Below are 6155 nucleotides of genomic sequence, written 5' to 3'. Positions count from 1 at the left end.
GTCGTAGGCCACCGTGGCGGCCAGGGAGTCCGGGTCAGTCAGTGCGGTGGCGCGGGCCAGGATCCAGGCGGCGGAGGCGATCGGGGCGGCGGCGGCATCCATGGAGCCGGAGATGTCGACGGCGATGGCGATCCGCAGCGGCGGACTCGGGGCCTGGCGGCGCTGGGTGTGGATCCAGGGCAGAGCGGTGGGGGTGGCGCCTGCTGCCTTTTGTGCGTCGCGGGCGAGGGCTCCGCGCATGCTGAGGCGTCCGGGCGGGGCGGCCGATGCGGTGACGGTGGCGACGCGTTCGCGGTAGGCGGCCGCTCGCAGGGCCCGGGCCAGTTGCCCGGCGGCCGCCTTCTCCGCCGCTGTGGGCGTCCGGGTGCCGGTGATCGGCGATGTCGGGGGCCTGCCCTTGATTTTGTTGGGGGTGTAGGGGCGGGCCCCAGGTGTGAAGACCTTCTCGGCTGTCTTGGCGCACTGGCGGGCGCGCTCGGCCTGTTCGGCCTTCGCCTGGGCGCGGGCCTCTCGGGCGGCGGTGATGGCCTGCTCGGTGGCCGCGTTCGCGGCGACGTTGCCCATGGCTTTGCCGATCGCCTCGGCGAGTTCGCCGCGCCCCTGGCTGCCGCCGGTGGGCGGGGGTTGCCTCTGGTCGGCGCCGAGTGCCTGGCACCAGGCCTGTGCGTGGGCGAGCATGGCCTGTTCGTCGTCGTCTGCGGTGGCGTGGGCTGCGTTCCAGATGTCGGCGAGGGTGGCCAGGAGGTCCCCGCCGAGGAGGGGGGTGACCGTCTGTTCCAGGGGTTCGGTTTCGTCGGCGTCGAGGATTCCGGCGTCCCGGCGGGCCAGGATCAGTCCGGCGGCGAAGGCGGCCTGCCAGGGATCGGCGGGGGTGTCGGCGGTGATCTCGGCGAGGACCAGGTTGCTGACGCAGGCCCGCAGGTAGCGGCGGTCGCCGGGGCGGCGGGCGAGGTGGGCGTGCTCGGCCCGGGATTCCTCCAGCATCTGGGCGGCGTCGTCAAGGGCCGTGCCGCGCAGGGGTGGTGGGGTGGCCCATTTGCTGTGGGCGGCGTGGGCCGCTTCGTGGATCAGGGCGCCCCAGGCAGCGGGGTAGCGCTCCTCGTCGCCGTACCGGTCCGGGTTGATGGTGGCCGGGGCGTGCGGAGCGAACACGGCGGCGTCCATTTCCAGCTCGGCCAGTGCCGGGTAGAAAGCGGCGGGGGCGCCCGAGCGGGTGCCGGGCTGGCAGGTGACGATCACGTCGTCCCGGTCGGCGAGTTCGGGCAGCCGCTCGGTCAAAGCTGCCGAGATCCGCAGCCACTCCCCCGCGCTGGGCGCCGGGCGTGGTTGCCGGGGCGGGCCGCCGTCGTCCTCCCAGCGGGCGGTGGCCCATTCGTCCTCGGTCAGGGCGGGTGGTGCGTACTGGATGTGGGGGTGGTTGCTCATGGCGGGTCGGTCCCCTCTCAAGGGCGTGGCGGCGGGCGGGGGGTCAGAGCTGGCGGCCCAAGGCCAGGGCGGTGACCGGGCGACCGGTGGCCTTAGCGACGATCTCGGCGATGGTGTCCCGGTCTTCGAGGGGCGCGATGCCGACCAGGTTGGCGAAGGCCGCCTCGGCGCCGAGAACCTCGGAGATCTTCGAAAAGGCGAGGAGTTCGCGGAGTTGAGGAGCCCAGCCCACCTCGCCGATCTGCTGGCGGGCGGCGATGTTGCGGGCGATCCGCACCGCCGTCCGGTTGATCTTCAAGGAGGCCGCCAGGTCGTAGTCGGAGCCGACCTGGATCTGCACGCTGAACCGTGAGGCCAGCGCCTCGGTGAGGACCGCCCCGTGCACGCCCGGGTTATGGCCCGCGATCACGTAGAAGCCGGGGGCGGCGGTGATCGTCTCGCCCTTGTGGGCCTTGACCTGGATCTGCCTGCGCCCATCCAGCGCCGGGTACAGGGCGGCCAGGACCTTCGGGGAGATCAGGGTCGCGTCGTCCAGGAGCAGGGCCCGCCCCTCCTGCATGGCCGTGACCAGCGGGCCGTAGATGAACGCGTAGCCGCCCTGCTCGTCCTGGGTGTACTCGCCGATCAGGTCGCCGACCGTGGTGTCGCCGTCTCCGGCCACCGTGAGCAGGTCCTCGAAGGCCGCCTCGATCAGGGACGTCTTCCCGGTGCCCGGCGGCCCGTACAGCAGGACCGGGACACTGGCGGTGCGCAGCCGTCGCAGCGCCTCGACATCGGGCAGGTTCGCCAGTGCCCGGGGGTGGTAGTGCTGTCCGTTGGGCCGAAGGATCGGCGGGGGTTTGCTGCCCTGGGCCGGGGGCGCCGGTTTCGGTGCGGGAGGACCCTGCTGCGCGGGCACGCCGGTGCCGGGCGGGAGCGGGCCGACCGGGGCGCGCTGGGCGGCGCTCGCGGTGGTGGCGGTGGCCCGGTAGGCGCGGGGCTGGGTGCCGATCCGGTCGGCTTCGCCCCGGGTGACCAGGGTTTCGCAGGCGTTGCCGACTGCTCCGCCCGAGTGCCCCACCATCTTGGCCAGTTCGGTGACGGTGAACTGCGCGCTCTGCTGGGCTGCCAGGATTCCGGCGATCCGTGCGCGCAACTGTCCGGGGCGAGCCTTGGTCATCGAGGCGGGCGCCGGAACCGGGGTGGGAGCAGGGGGTGGGGTGGATTCGGCCATGGCGAAGCACTCCTCTCACGTCTTAAGGAGAATTCGGGTGGGGGTTCGTGCCAGGCCCGGTCGGGGGTCGTCGCCGGGTGATGGCGCGGGGTGGGTCAACTGCAGGCGGCAGGCCGGCTCTTGGGCAGGGGCCGTTTGTGGGTCGGGCGGCTGGGCTGCCGGGGGTGTGGGGTCTTCGAGCGGCTCGTCGCAGCCGTCATCGCGCTGGATACGCGGGCCGCGCCGGCCACCGTCCGGCCTCCTTTCCACTCACCTCGCTTTCTGTTTGGCCCTTTCGGGGCACACTCCACCCGTAATCCCTTATCGAATGGAGGCCTTTCGTGGATTTCCATTCCCGGCCTTTTCGGGAACAATTTAAATATAGCTCGACTCGCGGGCGACCTGAAGCCCTATTCCGCCTCAGTAATGCTGGAATTCTCGTGAATTGGCGACGCAATTCCAAGTGAATTCCGTAGCGTGCGACGCCTTGCGTCGTGCGCGGCCGGTTTCACGACGCGATTAGAGGCGGCCTGCACGGTCAGCGCCGGCGGACAGCCGAACGCGCGCACGGATCTGCGGTCAGGGCATACGACGGGCGCCTGCCGCGCGCAGACGCCCGCCGGCGGCCGGCGCCGGGCGCCGGCAACCGAGCTCACCGAAGGACCAGAGGCAGGAAGAGGAGGAGAGGAGGAGAGGAGCGGGAGCAGGTGAAGGAGGAAAGGCCGGTGAGAGCAGGTGGGGAGATAGTTGAACGCAGGGGTGAGCGGAGAGAGGGTCGGGGCAGCCGGCGCGAGCAGATCGGGGCAGATGCTTGTACCGATATGCAGGCTGGCCCGGTCCGCGGTGGCGGATCGGGCCGTGGCCTGCGTGTTTGCCGGGGTGGGGTGCTCTGGTCCAAGCAGGACGGCGGAGTGGTTCCCCGTGGCAGGACGGTGGTCGGGACGTCCTGGAGGACGTCAGCGTCTGACGACTGTTCCGGGGGTCGGCGTGTGTCGGCGGGGCGGGGTGCTTTCGCGGAGCAGGGCCAGCGTGGCGGCCTCGGGTTCGGCGTCGATGGCGGCCAGGCGCTCGGTCATGAGGCCGAGGGTTCGATGCGCCGCGTCGTCGCGCCCCAGGGAGAGTTGCAGCCGGATGATCCGGCGGTAGACCCGTTCGTTCTCCGGGTCGAGGTCGGCGGCCCGGTTGAGGAGCGCGAGGGCGGGCTCCGCGTCGGCGGTGTGCTGGGCCATGTGCTCGGCGAGCAGCATCAGCGCGTCCAGAGCGCGCCGGTGGAGTGCGGCGCGCAGGCCATGGGCCCACAGGTAGTCGGAGCCCTCGCACAACGGCCCCGAGTAAATGGCCGTCGCGCGCCCCAGCGCGTCCGCTCGCGCGTAGGTCGAGTCGGCTGCGGCAGCCTGCTTGAGTGCGTCGGCGAAGGCAGTGACGTCGGTGGCAACGTACTGCGGATCGAGTTTGTGCACCTGCCCGCTGAGCAGGACAAAGGCCACCTCTTTCTTGCCGGTGGCTCCTCGGAATACACGGCGTGCCGAGCGCCGCAGGTTCTCGATTTCCGTTCTCGCTGCCACTGGATCGTCGGAGAGCTGCATCTTTTCCGCGATTTCCTCACCGCGTAGCCCGTCCTGATGCGCCGCGAGCAGAGCAATGAATTCCCGGGTCTCCTCTTTCCTCGTGTCGGTGAGCGCGCATTCCTTGCCGCGTACGAACAGCTTGAAGCCGCCAAGGAGACGGATGTACAGCTCGTGGGGTGAGGCCGCCGTGGCGGGGCCGCTTGCGGCACGTGGTTGCGGTGGCGCCGGGGCGGGCGCCTGTTCCGGTGCCGGTCCTTCTGGCTCATCCTCAGAGTCCGCCGACGCGGTCCGGTACCCGTGGGCGGCGTGCAGGGTACCCAGGAATTCGGTCGCCACATCCTGGGCGAGGAGGAACATGGTGGCGTTGTCGAAGGGGGTCAGAGGGCTGTGGGCAGTGCCGTCGGCCGCGACGCTGAGTCGGTCTCCTGGACCGCTGTCGGAGCCCAGGGTGACGACGACGAGGTGGCACGCACTCCCTGTCGCCAGCGCGCGCAGGCGGGCCGGGTCCTCGGCTGCCCGGTCCACCAACAGGACGTTCAGCGCAGGACCGTCGCGTTCCGTGGACAGACCGTCGGAGTACTGCGCATGGCGGGTGCAGGCGAGCAGGACCCGCTCCGCCGTCTGCATGGCCTCGCTGCCGGTCGGGGTGAGCGTCCAGGCGGAAAGTGCGGTGTGCGCCGCGGGCAGCAGGCGGCGCAGGGTCACCTCGGAGGTGATCAGCCGTACCCGAGGCGGTTCCGGGCGCAGCCGTTCGGCGGCGCCGGCGATGGCGATCGCCAGATGGCGGGCGGCGGAATCGGCGCCCGGGCCCGTCAGGTGCACTCCGCCGGGAACGGCCAGGGAGTCGATGCAAACTTCGCTGCCGCTGTGCTCGGCGACGGTGACCGTTCCCAGCGGTCGGGGTTCGGCAGGAGCCGGGCGGCGGGGCAGCGTCTCGGGGTTGTGGTGGCGGGTGGCGAGGGTGGCCAGATGGGCCTGGTTGCTGCGGTTGAGCGCCTCGCCCAGCAGCAGGTCGTCGTCCTCCAACGGAGCGCCGAGCGTTTCGAGTTGTGGTGTACGGCGGCGGGCCGCGTGCCACCGGGCGAAGCCGATGGCCGCGGCGATTCCGGCCGCGGTCGTGACGCCGATGGTGGAGGCGACGCCGAGCGAGATGCTCGTCGGCCGCCGCTGTCCCTTCGCGGTGTCGTGCTCGCGCTCCTGGCGGCCGGTATGCCGGTGGTCTTCGTGGCGTTCGTCGTGGCCGTGAGGCTGCTGTCCGGCGGGCACGGGGTCTGGAGACGGGGTGGACGGGGGCGGCTCGGCCGGTGGTCGAGGCGGGCTCGGCGCGGGAGCCGAGGGGGGTGATTGCATCGCAGGGAGATGCAGCTGCCAGCCGGGTGCGATGAGGTCGGGGTCGGAGAGCAGGCGGCCATCGGACTGCCGGATGGCGCAGGACAGTTGGTAGATCTTCGGCCACAGCAGCGGGTCGCCGAGATGTTCTTCGGCGATGCCCCAGAGCGTGTCGCCGCGCTGGACGGTGTACGCGGTGTACTCGGGCTCGGCTGCTTTCGCGGGCGGCGCATGCTGGGGCGCGGTGGCCGCGACCACCGAAGGGGACGGAACGGCGGCGTTGGCCGAGGCGTGCGCGAGGGGCAGCCGCCACATTCCGATCAGGGCAAGGAAGAGGGTGCCCACCAGGAGTGCGGCGGCGGCTCGGTGGGCGGGCAGCGATGCGGTGCGCCGTCGAAGGAGCGTCATGTCCGCGGCGAGCGTCGGCAAGCGCCCCAGGAGCCAGAGCGATTCGCGCAGCAGGATCGCGAGGAAATACGCCCAGCACGCCCAGCCCACAAGGGCGAGGACCTGGAGCAGGAAGGGGTCGCTGACCGGCTGTGCCAGCCGTCGCAGCAAGTCGTCGAGCGAGGTGACGCGGTCGGGCCAGGGCGCCCCCAGCGTGAGGGTCAGGACGCAGGGGATGCCGCCCACGGCAGCGG

The 6155-nt window shown here is 71.6% G+C and carries 3 protein-coding genes; all 3 read right to left on the bottom strand.

Annotated elements, in window-relative coordinates; genetic code table 11:
- Nucleotides 1-1425 (bottom strand): hypothetical protein (locus ACQKIP_RS30840; RefSeq protein ID WP_427744765.1); only part of this gene is annotated, 1425 nt, incomplete at its 3' end.
- A gap of 43 nt (nucleotides 1426-1468) precedes the next feature.
- Complete coding sequence (locus tag ACQKIP_RS30835) at nucleotides 1469-2548, bottom strand: AAA family ATPase (protein WP_365865534.1); 1080 nt, start codon at nucleotides 2546-2548, stop codon at nucleotides 1469-1471.
- 1025 nt (nucleotides 2549-3573) lie between these two features.
- A partial coding sequence (locus ACQKIP_RS30830) for a BTAD domain-containing putative transcriptional regulator (RefSeq protein WP_427744763.1) occupies nucleotides 3574-6155 on the bottom strand: 2582 nt, incomplete at its 5' end.

Source organism: Streptomyces sp. NPDC059900, from assembly GCF_050270335.1.
GTDB lineage: Bacteria > Actinomycetota > Actinomycetes > Streptomycetales > Streptomycetaceae > Streptomyces.
This window is presented reverse-complemented; position numbering and strand designations above follow the sequence as displayed.